This is a genomic window from Olivibacter sitiensis DSM 17696 (assembly GCF_000427965.1).
Taxonomy (GTDB): Bacteria; Bacteroidota; Bacteroidia; order Sphingobacteriales; family Sphingobacteriaceae; genus Olivibacter; species Olivibacter sitiensis.
Map to the genome: position 1 here is coordinate 1 of NZ_ATZA01000048.1, position 19,998 is coordinate 19,998.

A 19,998-nucleotide genomic window follows, 5' to 3' on the forward strand; every position below is an offset into this window, starting at 1 on the left:
CTCGCAGAATCGTGTAAGTCCAGGAGAACGCAATCCGATCGAAGGAAAGTTTGGTCAAGCAAAGACTGGTTACGGAATGAATCTCATTTTAGCTCGTCTAGCAAGAACCAGCGAAGCTTGGATTAGCTGCATCGTATTGGTGCTTAACTTGGTCAAATTGGCCGAGCTAGCACTTTATTGCATTATCAATATAGTAATCAAATATGTGGTAGATCTGCGCAAAGATTACAACCTCATACCCCAATACTCAAAAATCTGCTGAAAAAATCATTGAGTTTTTCAGCAGACCCTAAGTATGTCGATATCATCTTTTTGGTATTTCCATCTCAAAAATTTCTGTATGTGGGCTAGTGTGGTTTCGTAACGCACGTATGTACCTTCGGCGTATTCTATACCGATCAACTCTTTTACTTTTTGATTGTGGTTCTTGAAAATGGGTACCAGTGTCCGGGCTTTTTCTTTTTTACCGGAGTAGGTTTCCATGAAATTATCAAGCGAAACAGTTTCACCTTGAAACGATAGTTTGAGGTGGGTTTGATTGATCTGAAGCCTGATGGTATCGAGATAGCTGTTTATTGTTCTGGCTTCTTCGGAATTTCCTCTGACACGCAAGCCTTTTTCATCCCATTTCTTCGGGTCAATGAATTTTTTAGTAGAAAATTCGGATCGCTTTCCATCAATGGTAATGCGTACATAAATGGGATAATGGCCTGTAGCGTTAGCTTTGGACGCTCTGGCGTACATGTGGATGGATAAATTTGCCTTCATTGTGGTGGTGTTTTATGTTATTCAAATTATTTCCTTTAGCTTTCAAAATCAAGATGTTCAGATTTTGAACTGTTCACATAACTAATTGATAGCTATGTTTTTGAGACGTTTAGCGAGACCCTAATTCTGAAAATTTAGGGTCTCGCTAGGGTCTCGCTGCAATTGGGAAATATGGAATAATCGGAAGGCTTTTAAACGACAAAACCCTATAAATAGTGCTATTTATAGGGTTTTGATACGTTTTGTTTACTAATTTGTGGAGCCGGAGAGATTCGAACTCTCGTCCAGAGATAGTACTGTATACGCTTTCTACATGCTTAGCTTAGCGTTTCATTGTCGGGAAGTAGAAGGCCGCAAGCTTGCCTATACTGGCTTCCTTAGGTGCTTGTTTTCGCTCCTTGTTCGCACCATGCAAGGAACTAGATCTGTGAGTCGATGCCCCGTATGTTCAGGCTACAGAACAAAACCCGAACGGGACAAAAGCTATGCTAATTCTAAATTAGGCAGCTAAGGCGTAGTTATTTTCGCCATTTATAAAGTTGAAAGTTCAGATTAAAGTGCTAGACTTACAATGCACTGCATGCTTACATAACCGTCTCCATCCTGTCAATTCCGGTCGACCCCATGTAAATACAGTTTGCAAATATACGCATTTATTAAGTGAAAAATAAATCGTATTTATGGGATTGAAAAATTTGCTATCTTTAGATAAAAAGATATTTTTCTAAATCTCGGAAATGAATAAGGAACACGTTTACAATTTAACAGTCAAATGGACCGGAAATACGGGACAGGGAACAAGGGATTACAGTTCATACGAAAGAAGCCATTCGATTTTAATAGATGGAAAACAGGAAATTCAGGCCTCATCCGACCCTGCCTTCCGGGGCGATAGTGCCAGGTACAATCCCGAAGAACTGTTGCTAGCATCGCTTTCAAGTTGCCATATATTATGGTTTTTGCACCTGTGCTTAATTTAAACTTTATAATTATATATGCACAGCCAAGTACAGACAACATATTGCCTGTGCATATATACATAAATAAACATGTTGTGAACGTGGTGGCTATTTCACGACAAATAGGTGAATCGAAAGATTTATCTACCTTGCTGCATTAAATATTATTCTAGATATAAAAATGAGGAGAACCCTATGGACTGCGGGACTGATTGTCCTGCGCAACAACAAGCTCTTGCTTGCGTATAGCAAAAATAAGCAAGCATGGTACTTGCCCGGAGGAAAAGTGGATCCAGGAGAAACAGCCGAGGAAGCCATCGTGCGAGAAATAAAGGAAGAGCTCAACCTGGAACTGAAGCTGCCCGATTTACAATACTATTATCATATTACAGCGCCGGCTTTTGGCGAGCGCGATTTGTTGATGGAACAAGATTGCTTTCTTTATGAGTTGCATGAAGACCCAAAGCCTTCGGCAGAAATAGAAGATGTTCGCTTTTTCTCCTTAAAAGAATATAGGCTGCAACTCGCGCAAGTGCCGGGCGTCTTGCTTGCGTTTGAAAGGCTGGCACAAGACGAGCTGCTCATTGCGAATGAACTGTAAGCATGGAAAAGGCCAAGGAATTTGGCCGATATCGACTTATGGCGCATTCTCTTCGAATTGCCTATCCAGCTTTTCCAAATGATCTATCAATTCTTGCAACTGTGCGTTCTCTTTAGTGACGTAATCCTTGATCAGCACCCTGTGGCAATAAATGACCCACATGGCGGTTGCAAGAGCCAGCATGAGAAACAGCCATAAAGGTAGTACGAAGTAAAGCTCTACAAAATAGAGCGCAAAGGCTAGGCAAATGCAACTTTCATATATATAGTAATTGCGGGTATTGAGCCTGTTGCGCATGCTTTTATAGCTTTTTAAAAACTGAATATAGGCTTTGGGTTCAGCTATGAGGTTCTCATGCTTTTGGAAGCTCCTGTTGGAATCCATTTGCACGATGAAATAGTAGGTGAGGCAAATGGCGATGATAAGCAGCGCGAAATGACTGGTCCATGTCTGGAAAGGAATCAATAACCAAATAGCAATAGCTGCTACCAGCACTCCCGCAATGGTAAAGACCTGGAATGTCAATCTTCGGCGCATATCGCTTTGTTTTGCCTTGATTGTCGACACAATTTCCTCTGCACTAAGTGCTGGGTGAATGCGCTGCTCGTGCCACAATATCTTCAGTGCTTCAAAATCTTTCATGGCTATTATATATTTCTGTGAGCTTGCTCTTGATGCGGTGGATTTTTACCCGGAGATTGCCTTCCGATATGCCGGATATCTCCGCAATTTCGGCATAGGGGACTTCGTCCAGCACCATCGTGATGATGATGCGTTCGTGTTCCTCCAACTGGGCTATGCACTTGTACAGTTGGGCTATTTGTTCTTGTTTATCGGATTTCTCTTCGGCCAGTGTTTCCAATGTATGGTCATTGATCTCGTCCGTTGCTTTTCTTTTCTCTACTCTTAGGTAGGATAGGCAGGTGTTGACGGCTATGCGGTAAATCCACGTGGATAACTGGGATTGTTTCCGGAATTTATCCATGTTTTGCCAAACCTTGATGAATGTCTCCTGCATTAGGTCATTGGCGGTGTCGGTATCGCCCGTATAGCCATAACATAGGTGGAACACCTTGCTTTTGTTCTGGTTAAATACATCCAAAAATACCGAATCTTTTTCCGTCATTGAATCCGTGCACGCTTGCTTTGGGAATATGATGCAAAGAAAGGATATTTTGTTACAAAATAATTCAAAAAGAGGCTAAATTCTTGCACACTTCCCTTATTTGACTATTTTTGTGGGCAACAAATACTCCATTGAGTGTGATCTGGCCTGTGTGAGTGATCCAGCTAACGTGACACGCTGTAATTTATATGCGAATGAAATCAAAAATAACCTCACTATTTACATTAGTGACCATTACCTTTGTTGCAATTCTGTATGCTATTGACTTCTACACCGAAAATGTGTCGGTCCAATTGCTGTTCGTCTCACGTTGGCTAGCTGTATTGGGGCTCATTTTTTATGGTTTCAAGAAGAAAACACTTACCTCTTGGATATTGATTGCCTTGGTGATCGGTGCATGCGTAGGACATGATTGGCCCGAGGTGGGGATAGAACTGCAAGTGGCCAGTAAGGTTTTTCTCAAGTTGATAAAAACTATCGTATCACCCTTGATTTTTGCTACTCTGGTTTATGGTATTGCAGGTCACTCGGACATTAAGCAAGTGGGAAGAATGGGGTGGAAGTCTCTGCTTTATTTTGAGGTAGTCACTACCATTGCCTTGTTTATCGGTCTTGCGGCAATCAATATCAGCAAGGCTGGCGAAGGCATTATACCGCCTGCCAATCAGCATGAGGAACTGCAAGCGGCAAAGCCGCAAACTTGGCAGGACATTATCTTGCACATATTTCCGGAAAACATCGCCAAATCCGTAGCCGATGGAGAGGTGCTTCAAGTAGTTATATTCAGTGTTATATTTGGTCTAGGCCTCATCATGGTGCCAGAAACCAAGAGAAAGCCCATGGTGGACTTCACCGAGAGTCTTTCGGAAACCATGTTTAAATTCACCAATATAGTGATGTACATGGCGCCGCTAGGAGTGGGGGCAGCCATGGCCTATACAGTGGGCCATATGGGTTTGGGTGTGCTGGTCAACCTATTTCAGCTGTTGGCTACGCTTTATGTCGCCCTGTTCGGATTTTTGCTCTTGGTCTTGTTGCCTATCGCATTGTTTATTGGCTTGCCCATCAAGAAATTCATTATAGCGGTCAGCGAGCCAGTTTCGATAGCGTTTGCCACAACCAGTTCCGAAGCAGCCTTGCCCCGAGCAATGGAAGCCATGGAGCGGGTGGGAGTGCCGCGTAAAATAGTGGCTTTTGTAATGCCCACGGGATACAGTTTTAATCTCGATGGCACAACGCTCTACCTCTCCCTGGCCAGTATATTTGTGGCACAAGCGGCAGGCATTCATTTGTCTTTTGGTCAGCAGCTCATCATGGTGTTTACACTTATGATTACCAGCAAGGGGGTGGCAGGCATACCGCGGGCCTCGCTTGTGATACTCATGGGGACTGCGGCTTCTTTCAACTTACCCGTATGGCCCATATTCATCATACTGGGTATTGATGAGCTGATGGACATGGCGCGCACTTCCGTCAATGTGATCGGCAATTGCCTAGCAGCGGCCGTTATTGCCAAGTGGGAAAATGAGTTTGACCCCGAAGGTGCCGAAGCGCGCCTCGCGGCGGAAAAGATAGCCGAGGACTATGATAAGTCACTTAACAGATAGAGGATGTGGCATGCTTCTCTGGCGCCTTTTGTGGCAGGGGAGGCACGGTGTATAAAAGCTGGTGCTTTACTTCGTGAAAATGCTATCTTTGCATTTTTATTTTTGATCATGTCCGAACGTACTAAGAAAATTTTTCTCGCTCTTTGCATCGTAGTACCCTTTTTGTTGTATTGCGTCTATTATTATAGTAATATGGTGTCCAATGCCCCCTTTCGTTTTGCGGATTTCCAATCCGTTGAATTCAACTATGGGCACGCTGAGGATTTGGAAAATAAATTTAACTCCCTTACGCAGGACTATCAGTACTTGAACAGAAGGGACTCTTTGGTTCATGACAAGTTGAGGCTTCGCAAGGACGACCTGTTGTATATCCATCGCAAGGCGATGGAATTTGGTTTCTGGAATTTCCCTGAAGATTTGACCTATGTGGCCGAAGGAGTGGATAAGTCAAAGTCAGTCCGGTTTTCCCTAAAGCTCAATTATAAAGAAAAGAGCAAGCAGGTGCTCTTCGATTCTCAATTTGGTGGCGACCCTAGACTGAAGGAAGCCGCATTGTCCATGATGAAAGAGATGGAGCGGGTACTCAGCGATGCCGAGGATAGGATGGGGAAAAATAATTGATACAGCTCTTTGCTATTTAGAGAATAAAGTTTTAACTTTGCGCTTCAAATTTTAAAACAAATTAATTAATTTATGTACGCAATAGTAGATATAGCTGGGCAACAATTCAAAGTTGCGAAAGACCAAAGTCTTTTTGTGCATCGCTTGCAAGGAGATGAAGGCGCTAGTATTGAATTTGACAAGGTATTGTTGGCAGAAAATGGTGGTAAATTTACCATTGGTGCGCCGCTTTTGGATGGTGCTAAGGTATCAGCTAAGATTTTGTCTCATTTGAAAGGTGATAAAGTGATCGTCTTCAAGAAGAAACGTCGTAAAGGCTATAAAAAGAAAAACGGCCACCGTCAGTTGTTCACCAAAATCCAAATCACGGATATCACATTATAATTTGATGGTTTAACTGAGTTGGACATATTTCTGCAGAGAAAGGTTCAATTTTAAAAAGTATATAGAAATGGCTCATAAAAAAGGTGCAGGTAGTTCTAAGAACGGACGTGAATCACATAGTAAAAGATTAGGTGTTAAAATATTCGGCGGTCAGAAAGCTATAGCTGGAAATATTATCGTACGTCAACGCGGTACTAAACACCACCCGGATAAGAATGTAGGCTTAGGTAGAGATCATACCTTGTTTGCATTGGTAGAGGGTACAGTAGTCTTTAGAAAAAAGGCAGATAATAAGTCTTATGTTTCGGTAATCCCGACCGAGACTGCGCAGGCATAACAAAAAACTAATCTGATAGATGAAAGATCGAAGCAATTGCTTCGATCTTTTTTTGTTTGGTAGGTAATGATGGCAGCTATCCCAAGAATTTGCAATCGTGAAGCGTTTTTTTGTTATCTGTCTTGTTATTAGGTGTTTATCTTATTTTTAGTCTTGCTAACCTTTTTTACGCCTATGTTTACTTTCAATAGATTGTCATAATGCTTGTAAAAATCGCTAGAAATTTACTAAACTATTGAAATAATAAAATTAATATTTGTTACTTTGTATCAAATATTAAACTAAGCTAATATAAGCAATATTAAATAATCATTTATGTGTGGAATTTTAGGAGCTTTTGATTTAAAAGTCGAAGCGAAGGAACTAAGACCTCAAATCTTGGAGATGTCCAAGAAAATCAGACACCGCGGGCCGGATTGGTCTGGCATATACAGTGGTGATAAGGCCGTTATGGCGCATGAACGTCTAGCAATTGTCGATCCTACTTCAGGTAAGCAACCATTGTACAATGAATCAAAGACCGTCGTGTTGGCTGTAAATGGTGAAATATATAATCACCGAGATATACGTGCGAAATATCCAAATTATAATTTTTTGACTAAATCGGATTGTGAAGTTATCCTTGCTCTTTATGAAGATAAGGGCCCCGATTTCCTGGAAGATCTCAACGGTATATTCGCCTTTGCACTTTACGATATTGAGAAGTACACATATCTTATAGCCCGTGACCATATGGGCATTATTCCGCTGTATATTGGCTGGGATACCAAAGGTAATTTCTTTTTCTCGTCGGAGCTGAAAGGATTGGAGGGATATTGCAATAAGATTGAAGAATTTAAACCTGGACATTTTATTTATAGCAAAGATGGCCAACATTTTCAGCAATGGTACAAAAGGGATTGGGAAGATTACGAAAACGTAAAGGATAATGTTTCCGATATTTCCTTGTTGCGAAAGGGACTGGAAGATGCTGTGCGTAGGCAAATGATGTCCGACGTGCCTTATGGCGTATTGCTTTCCGGAGGTTTGGATTCTTCCATAATAGCTGCGGTAACAAAGAAGTTTGCGTCCAAGCGTATTGAAACGGATGATGAAGATGAAGCATGGTATCCACAACTGCATTCTTTTGCGGTAGGTTTGGAAGGATCACCAGATTTGGCCGCAGCCAGAAAGGCGGCCGACTTTATCGGTACGATACATCATGAGATTCATTTTACCATTCAAGAAGGATTGGATGCCATAAGAGATGTGATATATCATTTGGAAACCTATGATGTAACTACTATTAGGGCTTCTACACCGATGTATTTGCTGGGAAGGGTCATTAAATCCATGGGCATAAAGATGGTGCTCTCGGGTGAAGGTTCTGACGAGCTCTTTGGTGGGTATCTTTATTTCCATAAAGCTCCTAACCCGCAAGCTTTCCATGAAGAGACTGTAAGGAAGCTGGGCAAGCTGCATTTGTACGATTGTCTTCGGGCAAATAAGTCCTTGATGGCATGGGGTATAGAAGGGCGCGTGCCTTTCTTGGACAAGGAATTCATGGACATAGCCATGCGTCTGAACCCGAAAGACAAGATGGCCGGTAACGGAAAGATTGAAAAATGGATCTTAAGGAAGGCTTTTGAGGACTTGCTTCCTGAAAGCATTGCTTGGCGACAAAAGGAACAGTTTTCCGATGGCGTAGGTTATAGCTGGATAGATACGCTAAAAGAAGTGGCTACCAATAGTGTAACGGACGATCAATTGCAGAATGCAAAATACCGCTTCCCCATCAATCCGCCGATGAATAAAGAGGAGTATTATTATAGGTCGATTTTCTCTCAGCACTTCCCTTCAGATTCGGCAGCCTTGACCGTGCCTTCTGTCAAGTCGGTAGCTTGCAGCACACCAGAGGCATTGGCTTGGGATGCGTCCTTTCAGAACTTGAACGATCCTTCTGGTCGTGCAGTTTCCAATGTGCATAATGAAAGCTACGGCAAGGCAAAGGAGCCCGCGCTGTAGTTTGCAGGACTGCACGAGTTTTGGATAAGTATATCTTTTTGTTTTTATGAAATGCCGGCAATACAGCATGCCGGCATTTGTTTATGTCCTTTATTGTTGCTGACTTCCGAACATGTGAATGTCTATTTCAGACATGGGCCTGATGTTGACTTGTGTTTGTACATCATTGGTTTCTTGAAAAGAATTGCCATCCTCATAGCCAATGCTCACATTGACGGACAAGTGCTGTTTGCTATTGCCCCTGAAAGTTCCTTTGACGGGCGTGCAATCGCGAAAATTTCTGCCAAGGGCTAGTTTTACGTGTGCGTTTGTTACCCAAGTATTGTTTGTAGGGTCGATGCCGGTCCAGCCATAGCCTGGAATATATGCCTCCACCCAGGCGTGGGTGGCCCCTTCGCCTCGCATGCCATTCTTATTGGGGCAGATGTAGCCACTTACATAGCGCGCGGGAATGGACATGCTTCGTAGCAATTGGAGCATGAGGTGGGCAAAATCTTGGCACACGCCCCCACCATGCAATAAGATCTCGTCCACTGTAGTTTCAATGCTCGTAATGCCCTTGACGTAGCGAAACTTTTTGTAGATGACGTCGCTGGTGCGCTCCACAATCATGGCGATGCTATGGCTGCCATCTGATATGGTCGAGAGCAACTCGTTCAAGCTGTCTTTGTTGTCAATTTTGTCCGGACGCGACAGTTCAAGTAGTTTCAACTGACCCTGCATTTCTTGGTTGAGCTCATCAAAGCCTGAATGAAAATTGATCTGCAACAGATTGGGCATGGTAGTTCGGATCAGCAGTTTATTCTCAATTACCAGTTCCTTATGTGGATGGGAGATGGAGAAAGTGCCGACTTTATTTCGCCAATAATCGTAGAAAGTGTGCATAAGTGGCGAGTAGCTGATGTTCAGTTCGTGCTGCAGCACTTCTTGATCAGGACATTTATAAGGGAAAATCCTGATTTCGTTCATGCTTTCTACCACAGGGTTTTCGTATTCGTATTTGGTAGTATGTACGATGGAAAAAATAGGCATATTCAGTAGTTTATGTACATCGTTGGTTAATAAGAAAAAAAGATGTTCGATTGTTTGGCATGCAGTATCTTCATGTCCGTACGCATTTCCATGAAAAATGTCTGTAGATCCATATGACAAATAATGGACGGATCTAGGTATTTGATCTTGGCGTGGAGTTTTCCGAATGTCCTGATCAAATCGGGGATTTCGGGATTTTTATTGCCCACTATAAGTTTGGAAAGACATTTATCGAGCATGTTGAGGCTATAGCTTACCGAGTGGGGAAAGTCTTCATTGAAAAGCACTTGATGCATCACATTCTGGTTGTGCTTGAAGGTACGGTAGCTCTTGAGGTAGGCCTCATATCCCGATAAGGAGAGTAGCAGGAAGCGCCATTGGGTAATGTCGCGCTCTTTCTCCAGTTCGTATTGGAAAAATTCGCAATGTTTGTCCGTCAAGATGAGGGTTTCCATGCACCGCTCCATGTATTTGCCCAGTTTCATGATGTCCCAGCCCGTGCCACGCTGCATCGTGATATCTGATATACCCGAACAGATGATGCTGTGTCTCATGAAAAGGTCGATTACGTCTAAGGTATCTGGCCCCGTCAGTTTATGATTGAGATGCGGCTGGTTAGTGACATGGTAAAAGGAATTGACTTCTTCCCACAGCTCTTTGGTAATATTGTCCTGTATGCCTCGGGCATTTTCCCTTGCCTTGCTTACGAGCGACTTGACTGAATTTTCATTTTCTGAAGCCGTAAGTAAATATTGAAGGATTTTTCCCGTCTGCCCTTCCAATTCCTTTATCTCCTTTTCCTCCAGTAATGTAAATATTTCTAGGATAGATTTCCATGAAGCTCCTTTCACGTCTCTGTCCAATGAGATAATATAATGCGTTCTCGCCACCCTCAATATACTCCTTACCCGCTCCATGTACCTGTTCATCCAAAACATGGAGTCTGCAATTCTACTCAGCATATATTTTATTTATGTTTTCTAAAAGTATCAAATATCAAGACTTAAACCTAGCTATCTTAAGTCTCATATCTCAAATCTCATATCTATTATAAGGTATCAATGATCCACGTATCTTTACTTCCCCCGCCCTGTGATGAGTTCACTACCAAGGAACCTTCCTTTAGTGCTACGCGTGTCAGTCCTCCAGGGACTAATTTAGTCCCTGATGGGCCATACAGCGCGTAAGGGCGTAAGTCTACGTGCCTGGGTTGTATTTTGCCATCTATAAAGCAAGGCACCGTACTCAATTGGATAATGGGCTGGGCAATATAGTTCCTAGGACTTTTCTCTATTTCCTTTCTGGCCTTGCTCCACTCTTCTTCGCTGATCGTACTTCCCATTACCATGCCATAGCCGCCCGACTGATTGGTGTTTTTGATGACCATATTGCGGACGTTTTCAAACACATATTGCATGGCATCTGGATCACTCAGTTGGTAGGTGGGTACATTGTCTAAAATAGGTTCTTCATTGAGGTAGTACCTGATCATGTCCGGAACATAGGTATAAACGGCCTTGTCATCGGCTACACCATTCCCCACGGCATTGACTATGGCTACATTTCCCCTCCTGTAGGCGCTCAATAAGCCAGGTACACCGAGCACGCTGTCTTGTTTGAACGCCAATGGATCTAGAAAGGAGTCATCTACACGCCGATATATCACGTGGACTTGTTTCAGTCCATTGGTTGTTTTGGTATATACCTTATGATTGTCTACCACCAAGTCCCTTCCTTCTACAAGATCCACTCCCATCTGCCTGGCCAAAAAGGTGTGTTCGTAATAGGCCGAATTATATATGCCAGGTGTCAATATGACTATATAGGGTTTTGAGACCTGTGCCGATGCCAATTCCAACAATATTTCGTGCAGAAGCACTGGGTAATTGGAGACCGACCTTACGTTGGAACGAGAGAGCATGTCGGGAAATATACGCTTGGTGACCTCCCGGTTTTCCAACATATAGCTCACCCCGGATGGAGTGCGCAAATTGTCCTCCAGGATGTAGAATTTGCCATCGGCACCACGTATAAGGTCAATACCAGAAATATGCACGTAAATATCATACGGTACATTGATGCCAAAGGCTTCGCGGGTATAGTCTGGACATGAGGCAATCAACTCTGCTGGTATAACACCGTCATTCAGTATCTGCTGCTCATGGTAGATGTCTCTCAAAAACATATTTAATGCCTTGAGACGCTGTCCTATCCCTTTTTCCAAATTGTCCCATTCTTCCCCAGTAATTATTCTAGGGATAATGTCGAATGGGAAAATACGCTCGATCCCCTCGTTGTTGTTGTAGACTGTGAAAGTAATACCTTGATTCATGAACAGTTCGCCGGCTAGGCGGTGCTTGTTGCTCAGGTTTTCCACATCTAGTTTCTCCAAGGTAGAGAATACTCCCCCATACTGCCTGCGTATGCTCTTCGAGTCATACATTTCATCCCACGTATTTTCGTTGGGAATGTAGTTCTTTAACAACTGTTCTATAGCCATAATCTCAATTAAGGTTGTATTTCGTTGTTAATATTAAGTAGATTAGTTTTGTTTTGCAAAATTTTGTTAATAAAAATACGGTAAGTTTATTTTTTTTCTGTTTTTGTTTGCCATATAGCAATTTAATATTTAATTTTAGTTCCCCAATTTAATGAATATGGATGATCCAGAAGAACTACTGGGTCTTTTATATGCCGCATGGTCTAGAAGAATCTTCTTTTTTGCTATTGATGCCAATTTTTTCTCAGCATAGGGGAAAAGCCGTAGGGAAATTAACTGTATCTTCGTCATATGTTTCTAGATGACCTTCCCATTTATAGCATTATTCCGGATGTTAAACGAAAATTGCTGGAACAGAATACGCTTTTGGTGAGTGCAGATCCAGGTGCTGGCAAGAGTACTTTACTGCCGTTGGAACTGCTAAAAGAACCTTGGTTGGCTGACAAAAAGATCATACTCCTGGAGCCAAGAAGATTGGCCGCCATCAGCGTGGCAAAGCGCATGGCAGATATATTGGGTGAAGAATTGGGGCGAACTATTGGCTATCGAATACGCTTTGATAAGAAAACCAGTATTCACACGCGTTTGGAAGTGGTAACAGAGGGTATCCTTACCAATATGTTGCAGCATGACAATGCCCTGGAAGGAATAGGATTGGTGATTTTTGACGAGTTTCATGAGCGACGCATACATACAGATTTATCGCTGGCGTTGTGCAAGGAAGTACAGCAAATATTGAGGCCAGACTTGCGTATACTGATTATGTCGGCCACGCTTGATCTGGCAAATTTAAGTGCCATGCTTGGTGCCCCTTTGGTGCGTTGTGCCGGTAGGCAGTATCCTGTAAAAATAAACTATATGGGAAGGATGCTGCTGGAAGATTTGTCTGCTCATTGCGCTAAGGTAGTATGTCGGGCCATGCATGAAACGGAGGGAGATATACTGGTGTTTTTGCCGGGCCAGGCAGAAATTCGCACTTGTATGCAATTGTTGGAACAGCTTGTCGCTGGTCAGGTGGAGTTGCATGCATTGTACGGCCAGCTTTCTATGCAAGAGCAGCAAAGAGCCGTTCTGCCCAGTGCAGAGGGGAAGAGGAAAGTGGTATTATCTACCTCCATTGCCGAAACGAGTTTGACGATTGAAGGCGTCAAGGTCGTGGTAGATACCGGATTTACGCGGGAGCAGATTTTTGACCCCAGATCGGGGCTCTCTCAATTGCGAACAGTACCCATTTCGATGGATATTGCGGCGCAGCGATGTGGTAGGGCTGGCAGGCTAGCCCCTGGTACATGTTACAGAATGTGGTCTGCCGCTGATGAGGGGCGTATGAAAAATTTCATTACCCCAGAAATTTTGGAAGCGGACTTGCTGCCTTTGGCACTTCATATACTGCATTGGGGGGCATATGACGTGCAGACACTTACTTGGGTGTCGCCGCCACCAGAGCAGCGTTTTCAGCAAGCGATGTCCACGCTAGAGGAATTGGGCGCTGCAAAGAACCGTTATATAACGGCACACGGAAAAGAAATGGCCAATTTACCATGTCATCCGCGCATGGCTCATATGCTGTTGAAAGTGGTTGGTAGCCCCCTTTTGCCTTTGGCAACCGATCTGGCTGCCATATTGGACGAGCGCGATCCAATGGCACAGTTTTCCTCGACAGATATTGCTTTGCGCATGGATGGGCTTCGGCGCGCAAGGCGCGAAAATCGACTGGGTGCCTTTCGGAAGATAGACCAAGTTGCTCTATTCTACCGCCGCTTATTCGGTGTGGATCCGAGCAACGCAGCTGTGGATCCCTATGATTGCGGCTTGTTACTTTCCTATACTTTCCCCGAAAGGGTGGCACAAGCGTTTTCCGGAAGGATGGGACATTTTAAAATGGCCAATGGACATACAGCGATGCTGGACATGCAGGATGATCTTTCTCATGAACCATGGCTGGTAATAGCGCATGTGGATGCTCGTAAAGACTATGGCAAGGTGTTTCTGGCCGCTCCAATATCGTCAGAGCAGGTGCTAAAGCAAGCGCATATGCGCGATCAGGTATGCTGGAGCAAAAGAATGGGTGGTCTAGTGGCACGTCGAGAATGGTGTGTGGGGCATTTGCTTGTTGAAACCAAGCCAATATTGCACATAGCGGAGAACGTAAGAGTAAAAGCGGTCATTGATGCGGTACAAGCCGAGGGTGCAGATTTGTTGGATTTTGGTGACGCCTTTCTTCAATGGCAAAATAGGGTGTTGTCGCTCCGCTTGTGGAATAAGGATGAAAGGTGGCCCGATGTACGCGTGGAATCCTTGTTGCCACTTGCCAGCGAATGGCTTGCACCTTATATCACGGATGTACGCAAGAATGAGGATTTGAAAAGGCTAGACCTCAGGGATATTTTGAATAGTTGGCTACCCTATGCGTTGCAAGTTGAGCTGAAACAGCTGGCGCCGGAAAAAATACAAGTACCTAGTGGATCTCTTATAGCTTTGCATTACCGTGCAAATGGAGAGATGCCCGTGTTAGCGGCACGCTTGCAGGAAGTTTTTGGCATGTTAGATACTCCTACTGTCAATAGTGGGAAGCAAAAGGTGGTCATGCACCTGCTCTCGCCGGGATTCAAACCCGTGCAGGTGACTACAGATCTGAGAAGTTTCTGGAGCGATACGTATTTTGAGGTGAAGAAAGAGCTCAAAAGGCGTTATCCAAAACACGAGTGGCCTGAAAACCCCTATGACGCAAAACCAGTAAGAGGAGTGGTGAAGAAAAGGGGGTGATATATGCAGAGTTTATATGTAGGATAATTTTTCCTCGAGCTGAGCGTTTATGATGTCGGGAGCTTTGCTAAATGTGAAGTTGAAAATATTTTCGTTCATTGGTGTATAAGTAACAAAAAAAGAACTTAATTTTGCTGCGTTCTTGAAAAGATCTTGCGCTAGGCGAGGTTGGTTGGCGGCATTTGATGCGGCTTTAACAGTTTGTTACGAGAGGAAAAGGTAAAGAACGACTGTGTATTCTTTTAATAGGTTCATATGAAAAGAAAAAACATTCGAACAATACGTTCAAACGCGACAAAAGTGTTAATTATGACACTTTTTCTATTTGGCTGGCATTTGAGTGAAAGCTATGCGCAAAGTGATTATATTGAAGAGCATCTGCCGTTGGCAGATTCGCTTTCCAAGGTTTATGGAATACCATCGTCCGTGATTATGGGTATTGCAATTGTAGAGACGGGTGCTGGCGAAAGCAGAAATTCTAAATTGCTAAACAATCATTTTGGGATAGTTGGCTCCAACAATTTGAGGCAAACGCACGGTGTCAGAACCAGGTATAAACAATTTAGCGATGTGAGGGAGTCTTTTGATGCCTTTTGCAGCATGGTTGCCCGTAAGTACTATTACGCCAGATTGAAAGGCTCGGAGGATGTAGAAAAATGGGTAGAAGCGATGGCCAGTGCCGGATATTCTACCAAACCAACTGTCTGGAAAAAACGCATAATGACGATTATCTCAAGATACGATTTATGATTGAGAATTTTTGATGAATGCAAATAAACGGGTCTTTCTTTTTGTCCTTTTTTCCCTTTTAATCTATATTCTTCTTTCATTAGCCAGCTATCAGTACGGATTTTATTGGAAGCCTTTTGATAAAATAAACCTCTTGGCTGACGTGGTAGTGAGCCAAGGGCAAAAGGGTTTTTCTGGCTCAGCTAAAAAAAATGATCGCGCTGAGCTTTCGGTTCCTCCGCAGTTCAAAGAGCAGGATAGCCTGTTGGGACTTAGTGATATGCTGGATAGTCTCCAAACCTTATCGGCTACACCCAGAGATAGTAATGCAGACCCAGACGCTGGCGGGACCGTTGGTGATAAGGCCTTGATCCCCTTGCCAGATAGCATTAAGCACTTTTTGGAAATCAGTGCCCCGAAGCAATTAATTGCCAGTACGGGAGATCTGACGCAGGCTGCATTACCCCATGTGATGGCAAAGCTGGAGGCAATTAAGGAAGGGAAGCCAAAGAAACTACGGATAGCTTATTTGGGAGATAGCATGATCGAGGGCGATTTGCTATCGCAGACACTTCGTAGCCTACTGCAAAAGCAATTTGGGGGTAGGGGAGTAGGCTTTGTTCCCGTTACGTCGCCCGTGGCGCAGTTTAGACAGACGGTTACTGCCACAACCAGCGGCAGTGCTTGGCGAGACATACACTTTAAGAATAGCAAGCGAGGCAATTTCTTTTTTAATGGGCATATGTTTTTTTCTTCGGGAGCGGCAAAGGTGCGGATGCGTGATAACACCTATAAAGACAGCAGTGGCTATGTTTCCAAATATCTTCTCTATAGCAAGTCTGATTCTGTAGCCCACTTGGTAGTCAACGGCAGGGAAATGGAGCTTGCCCCAGGCTCACTTTTCAACAAGAAGCTGCTGAGCAAGGACAAAGGAAGGAATATTGAGTTTAGTAGTTTGGATACCTTGCTTCCTATATACGGCGTCACCTTTGAATCCGAAAACGGCGTTTTTGTGGACAACTTTTCTTTTAGGGGCATCTCTGGACTAGAATTCGGCCAGTTAAAGGCAGATTTTATGAGGCAAGTAGCCAAAGAAAATCCTTACGATTTGATTATTATTCAATTTGGCATTAACGTACTTTATCATGCCGATGATACCAATTTCAACTGGTACAAAAAATTGATGATTCCTGTCATCAACCGCATGAAAGCTGGCTTTCCAAACAGTGATTTTCTGATAGTGAGTAGTAGCGATAGGGCATTTTTTTACGATGGCGAATACCGCTCTGCCAAAGGTGTCAAGTCGCTGGTTAGAACCCAAGCGGAGATTGCCTATATGACAGGTTGTGCCTTTTATAATCAGTTTGAGGCGATGGGGGGCGAAAATAGCATCATTGATTGGGCCAATCAGGACCCAAGTTTGGCCAATAAGGATTATGTGCACCCAAATGGTCGCGGAATGAAGATTCTCGGCACATATCTGTTCGATGCATTTATGAAAGATTTGGGCAAGCTAAAGCGCAGCGAAGCACAACCGGAAGAGGAGGCGGTAACTCCATGACCTGGAACTTCTCCTTTGATTGGCAGGCTTTGATTGATCAATTGGCTTATGATCCGAAGAACCCTTTGTTGTTCAACAATGGTTTTTTTGTGTTCTTTTTTGCTTTTTTCATCGTGTTATATTACGCCTTTAGAAATCATTTGGCCATTAGACGGTACATATTTTGTGCTTTCTCCTTGTATTTCTTCTATAAAGCCAGCGGATATTTTGTGGGCTTGGTCGTGATATCGGCTTTGGTGAACTTCTGGCTGTCGCACCGCATCTATCTGACGCGAAAGAAAGGCGGAAGATTTGCCTATCTATTGACAGCGACGGTATTCAACCTGGGCTTACTCTTCTATTTCAAGTATACCAATTTCTTTGTGGAGCTGAGCAATTCCTTTTTGGATACCCATTTCAACAGCCTTCATATACTTCTTCCGATAGGCATCTCCTTCTATACTTTCGAAAACCTGAGTTATACCATTGATGTCTATCGTGGTGATTTCAAGCCAGCAAAGCGCTTTAGTGAATACCTGCTGTTTCTGTCCTTTTTCCCCAAGCTTATGATGGGGCCTATTGTCCGTGCGCACGATTTTGTTCCACAGATCAACAAACCGTATTGTTTATCCAATAGCGACTTCACTAAAGGGTTCTACCTCATCGTATCGGGCTTGATCAAAAAATTGATCATATCGGATTACATCACCGTCAATTTCGTAAATTACATTTTTGATGATCCAACACGATACACTGGGTTGGAAAACCTCTTGGCTGTATATGGTTATGCCATTGTGATTTACTGCGATTTCAGTGGTTATAGCGACATTGCCATTGGCATAGCCAAATGGTTGGGCTTCGATATTCCTCCCAACTTCCTGTCGCCTTATCAGAGCCGTAATATTACCGAATTTTGGCGCAGATGGCATATATCACTGTCCTCTTGGCTAAAGGACTACTTGTACATCCCCCTAGGAGGAAACAGGAAAGGTAGTGTAGCTACCTGGCTGTTTACAGCGTTGTTCTTTTTCGGGCTCTATTTTGGCAGTATACATTTGTTGGGATTATCCTCCATCTATTCGCTGGCTCTTTGTGCCGCAGTCCTACTTATCCTGGTAATTCCCGCACTCATTACCCGAAAGGCGAAAGGGGTAACTGCCAATATGAACCTATTGACGACCATGTTGCTGGGCGGCCTTTGGCATGGTGCCAGCTTCAACTTTATTATCTGGGGTGCCATGCATGGTATGGCCCTTGCTGTACATAAGATATGGATGTTGCTGACCGACAGGTTGTTGGGCGGACTCAAGGAAAATGGCATTTATCGTTTTGTAATGGTTTTGGTGACCTTTCATTTTGTCTGTTTTTGTTGGATTTTCTTCAAGGCAGCCAACTTCGATGTCGCCATGGCTATGATTTACCAGATATATCGAGATTTCAACTTATCGGTCTGGGATGCTTTTTATGCCAATTACCATACCGTTTTGTATATGATGGCCATAGGGCTGCTTATCCATTTTATACCTGATAGCTGGGCGGGCGATTTCATAACGAAGCTCAACAAGGTGCCATTATTGGCCTATGTGGTCGTTTTTTTCCTGTTTGTGGTTCTGTACGGTTTCTTTAAGTCTGCAACACCCGTCATGCCTATTTATCTACAGTTCTAGCAAGGGGTTTCACGGTGTCTTGTGCCGCGGCCTGTACCTGTTCTAGGTATTTGATATACCTATTGAAGCCGTCTGCGAGGGCGTCAAATAGTAAGTTCCCTTGTAATTCATATGCCTTGGCCTGATAGTGTATTTTGTCTGTTTGATACAATCCGTGTTTTAACCACGCTTTTGCAGAACCATATCCTCCAGTAATGCCGTATAGATCCCATAACGCAATGCCGTAGCGGCGACAATAGTATTGCAACGCCAAATTAATACGCTCTAACATCTCGTTTGGCACTCCTCTATTGTACGAATCAGCAGCAGTAGTGATTAGGATGTCCGCCTTGGGGTTTATTTCCTTGATGTGGGTAATAAAATCCTGCACCTGAAGAAGGTAATTGTCTTCGTTCATGGTATTGGTGATGGCTTCGTTAGTGCCAAAAGAAAGGATATACAAATCACTTTTCAAGGCCTTTAACTGATTCCAAAAATTGGCATCTGCATTATAGTGTGCATACTGTGCTCCATTTACGCCAATGGCATGGTATAGTACACCTGGCTCGCTGCGCTCTAGGGAGGCCCCATAAAAATACCGCGTGGCAGGCGCGTTGGATGAATAGATAGAGAATCCGTTGGTTTCTTTCGTGAGCTGTAGGCTGTCTGCCTGATAGGGGTGTCCCAGCTGTGGCATAATGTCTAGCTGGTACGTTTTTGCCGATTTGTTCGGATTTATGAACCAAGTACTAGGAGAGGAGTTTTGGCCCAAGAATAATCGAATGATGTCAAAATCTGAGTTTTGGTGGCGCAAATTGATTTGGATATCGCCCTTTCCACTGAGCTTGTTCATGCCAAAGCCGCCCAGACCATGCAACACGTTGTTTCTGCTGTAACTTAGTCTGCTACTGCTCCACCTGGAGGAGGAAGAACTGAAGAAATCTTGTGGACCATTAGTACGTGCCAGCTGGTAAGGAAATACAAAGCCTCTTCCTGCATTGCCAAAGAAATCTTGCAGGCCATTTCGGACTTCCTTGGTCAGTAAGTCTGTTTGGATATGTGAGTCGCCTATATGCACCACCGATACGCGATCTATTTTGCCTTCCTGCAACAAGGATAGTTTACGGAAAAAGGATTGAAGATGCCAATAATTGCTGATAGTATCTGCATGGCTGTCAATAAAATTATAAGTGCTGGAATAACGCTTTTCGGTTATAGGATGCCAAGAAATCAACTCGTCAGCAGATTTTGTTTGTTTATTTGCTGGATCGGAACACGCGATATGCAGAAAATAAAACAGAACGAATAAACAATTCATGGTTTTCATGTTTGCGCAAAATCAATTAACGATGGAAGCCAGAAAATGGTATAATCCAAG

General features: G+C 43.5%; 19 protein-coding genes and 1 other RNA gene. 12 read left to right on the plus strand and 8 right to left on the minus strand.

The features are described from left to right. On the plus strand, positions 1–262 hold a 262-nt coding region (locus A37S_RS28355), incomplete at its 5' end, for a transposase (protein ID WP_036603197.1). A 17-nt stretch (positions 263–279) separates the two neighbouring features. On the opposite strand, the gene A37S_RS0119105 is transcribed toward A37S_RS28355, so the two are convergent. Further along, positions 280–768: an Arm DNA-binding domain-containing protein gene (locus tag A37S_RS0119105; RefSeq protein WP_028298374.1), complete on the minus strand. Its 489-nt coding sequence runs from the start codon at positions 766–768 to the stop codon at positions 280–282. 254 nt (positions 769–1,022) lie between these two features. Next, positions 1,023–1,392, minus strand: a transfer-messenger RNA (tmRNA) gene (gene ssrA, locus A37S_RS26790). Between the two features lie 113 nt (positions 1,393–1,505). Here ssrA and A37S_RS25355 point away from each other — a divergent pair. Continuing rightward, positions 1,506–1,748, plus strand: a complete 243-nt coding sequence (locus A37S_RS25355) for an OsmC family protein (protein ID WP_245586429.1) — start codon at positions 1,506–1,508, stop codon at positions 1,746–1,748. 160 nt (positions 1,749–1,908) lie between these two features. Then, positions 1,909–2,328, plus strand: a complete 420-nt coding sequence (locus A37S_RS0119115; protein ID WP_028298375.1) for an NUDIX hydrolase — start codon at positions 1,909–1,911, stop codon at positions 2,326–2,328. 36 nt (positions 2,329–2,364) lie between these two features. Here A37S_RS0119115 and A37S_RS0119120 read toward each other — a convergent pair whose 3' ends face one another. Together A37S_RS0119120 and A37S_RS0119125 are read right to left on the minus strand one after the other, a co-directional pair. Further along, positions 2,365–2,970 carry a hypothetical protein gene (locus tag A37S_RS0119120; protein WP_028298376.1) on the minus strand — a complete coding sequence of 202 codons (606 nt, stop codon included), beginning with the start codon at positions 2,968–2,970 and terminating at the stop codon, positions 2,365–2,367. Further along, complete coding sequence (locus A37S_RS0119125; RefSeq protein WP_028298377.1) at positions 2,957–3,454, minus strand: RNA polymerase sigma factor; 498 nt, start codon at positions 3,452–3,454, stop codon at positions 2,957–2,959. Before A37S_RS0119125 ends, A37S_RS0119120 begins: the two co-directional genes overlap by 14 nt. 194 nt (positions 3,455–3,648) lie before the next feature. Between A37S_RS0119125 and A37S_RS25360 the strand changes: the two genes are divergently transcribed. From A37S_RS25360 to asnB, 5 genes are all read left to right on the plus strand, one after another. Next, on the plus strand, positions 3,649–5,061 hold the full coding sequence (locus A37S_RS25360; RefSeq protein WP_051293313.1) for a dicarboxylate/amino acid:cation symporter: 1,413 nt from the start codon (positions 3,649–3,651) through the stop codon (positions 5,059–5,061). Positions 5,062–5,169: 108 nt separating this feature from the next. Beyond that, a complete protein-coding gene (locus tag A37S_RS0119135; protein WP_028298378.1) occupies positions 5,170–5,682 on the plus strand; it encodes a hypothetical protein in 513 nt (170 codons plus the stop codon). Positions 5,683–5,754: 72 nt separating this feature from the next. Next, positions 5,755–6,066 (plus strand): 50S ribosomal protein L21, encoded by a 312-nt coding sequence (gene rplU, locus A37S_RS0119140; protein ID WP_028298379.1) that lies wholly within the window; start codon positions 5,755–5,757, stop codon positions 6,064–6,066. 67 nt (positions 6,067–6,133) lie between these two features. Next, a complete protein-coding gene (gene rpmA / locus A37S_RS0119145) occupies positions 6,134–6,403 on the plus strand; it encodes a 50S ribosomal protein L27 (protein WP_028298380.1) in 270 nt (89 codons plus the stop codon). Between the two features lie 315 nt (positions 6,404–6,718). Further along, entirely contained in the window at positions 6,719–8,407 is a 1,689-nt protein-coding gene (gene asnB, locus A37S_RS0119150; protein WP_028298381.1) for an asparagine synthase B, read from the plus strand. Between the two features lie 90 nt (positions 8,408–8,497). Here the strand turns inward: asnB and A37S_RS0119155 are convergent, their stop codons facing one another. The 3 genes from A37S_RS0119155 to A37S_RS0119165 form a co-directional block, all read right to left on the minus strand. Next, positions 8,498–9,439, minus strand: a complete 942-nt coding sequence (locus tag A37S_RS0119155; RefSeq protein WP_028298382.1) for a transglutaminase family protein — start codon at positions 9,437–9,439, stop codon at positions 8,498–8,500. A gap of 26 nt (positions 9,440–9,465) precedes the next feature. After that, on the minus strand, positions 9,466–10,401 hold the full coding sequence (locus A37S_RS0119160; RefSeq protein WP_028298383.1) for an alpha-E domain-containing protein: 936 nt from the start codon (positions 10,399–10,401) through the stop codon (positions 9,466–9,468). Positions 10,402–10,487: 86 nt separating this feature from the next. Beyond that, a complete protein-coding gene (locus A37S_RS0119165; RefSeq protein WP_028298384.1) occupies positions 10,488–11,939 on the minus strand; it encodes a circularly permuted type 2 ATP-grasp protein in 1,452 nt (483 codons plus the stop codon). Positions 11,940–12,230: 291 nt separating this feature from the next. Between A37S_RS0119165 and hrpB the strand changes: the two genes are divergently transcribed. From hrpB to A37S_RS0119190, 4 genes are all read left to right on the plus strand, one after another. Next, on the plus strand, positions 12,231–14,705 hold the full coding sequence (gene hrpB, locus A37S_RS0119170) for an ATP-dependent helicase HrpB (protein WP_028298385.1): 2,475 nt from the start codon (positions 12,231–12,233) through the stop codon (positions 14,703–14,705). Positions 14,706–15,014: 309 nt separating this feature from the next. Beyond that, a complete protein-coding gene (locus A37S_RS0119180; protein ID WP_036603278.1) occupies positions 15,015–15,455 on the plus strand; it encodes a glucosaminidase domain-containing protein in 441 nt (146 codons plus the stop codon). A gap of 13 nt (positions 15,456–15,468) precedes the next feature. Next, a complete protein-coding gene (locus A37S_RS25365; protein ID WP_051293314.1) occupies positions 15,469–16,995 on the plus strand; it encodes an SGNH/GDSL hydrolase family protein in 1,527 nt (508 codons plus the stop codon). Next, on the plus strand, positions 16,992–18,641 hold the full coding sequence (locus tag A37S_RS0119190; RefSeq protein ID WP_028298387.1) for an MBOAT family O-acyltransferase: 1,650 nt from the start codon (positions 16,992–16,994) through the stop codon (positions 18,639–18,641). The genes A37S_RS25365 and A37S_RS0119190 overlap by 4 nt, the downstream gene beginning before the upstream one ends. Here the strand turns inward: A37S_RS0119190 and A37S_RS0119195 are convergent. Continuing rightward, positions 18,622–19,938, minus strand: a complete 1,317-nt coding sequence (locus tag A37S_RS0119195) for a GDSL-type esterase/lipase family protein (RefSeq protein WP_169719534.1) — start codon at positions 19,936–19,938, stop codon at positions 18,622–18,624. The two genes, A37S_RS0119190 and A37S_RS0119195, sit on opposite strands and share 20 nt — an antisense overlap. Between the last annotated feature and the right edge of the window lie 60 nt (positions 19,939–19,998).